Raw genomic sequence first — 828 nt, 5'->3', positions numbered from 1 at the left:
GTTTTTTCCTTATGGTTGTAAATTTTATATTTTCTTGTTAAAATAAGTGAAAAATAAAAGTTCATAAATACAAAATAATAGATTAAGAAAATACTGTCTTTGTAATTCATTATTAAAAATCCTACATAAGTTGGCAAAAGTAAAAGGTTGAAGAAGTTGAGATTTGATTTTAACTTTTGCTCAAAAGAATACTTTTTAAAATACATCTCCAACATTTCTTTACTTTCATTGTGTTCGTAAATATTTGAAAAGTAGTCTAAAATGAAAATACCTACAAAAATCAATAATGCAGTTTGATACGCAGATAAAACTATAATTACATAACCGATAATTGCAAACCAAGTGTTTTTCCTTAAAAAACTTCTAAATTCAAACAATGAATCGGGAATAAAATTCCATTTAAGCGATAAATTTGGTTTTGCTTTTGGGTAAAAAAAAGAAAATAATATTATCGCAAAAAATAGCGAAATACCCAATTTATCAATTTTATAATTTATATTTCCCAAAATAAATAACACATAAATAATTGCAGATTCAATGTAAATTATTAACCTCCAATTTTTTACAAAAACTTTTTTTAAAAATGGAATGTCTTTTCTATTGATGTGAAAAGTTAGAGTTAAAGCAAAGAAAATTGCGGGATAATAATAATTTGAAGGAAGTTTTACCGCAACCAAAGCGCCTAAAACAAGCAAAATTGGGAGACTTATTTTAGGATTCAAATTAAATATTCTGAAACCTTGTTGAATTCTAAAAATAAAGTGGTGAAATATCTTTTTCAAATCCGTTTTTGTTTTACGCTCTCGCTTTTAGAATGACAGATAACGG

At 25.1% G+C, this 828-nt stretch carries 1 protein-coding gene; it reads right to left on the bottom strand.

From position 1 onward, the window contains the following. A partial coding sequence (locus IV513_RS15535; protein WP_209391458.1) for a hypothetical protein occupies positions 1-782 on the bottom strand: 782 nt, incomplete at its 3' end. Positions 783-828: the final 46 nt, after the last annotated feature.

Source organism: Chryseobacterium sp. RR2-3-20, assembly GCF_017808115.1.
GTDB classification, from domain to species: Bacteria; Bacteroidota; Bacteroidia; order Flavobacteriales; family Weeksellaceae; genus Chryseobacterium; species Chryseobacterium oryzae.
Note: the sequence above shows the minus strand (reverse complement) of the source record. Positions and strands in the feature narration are given on the sequence as shown.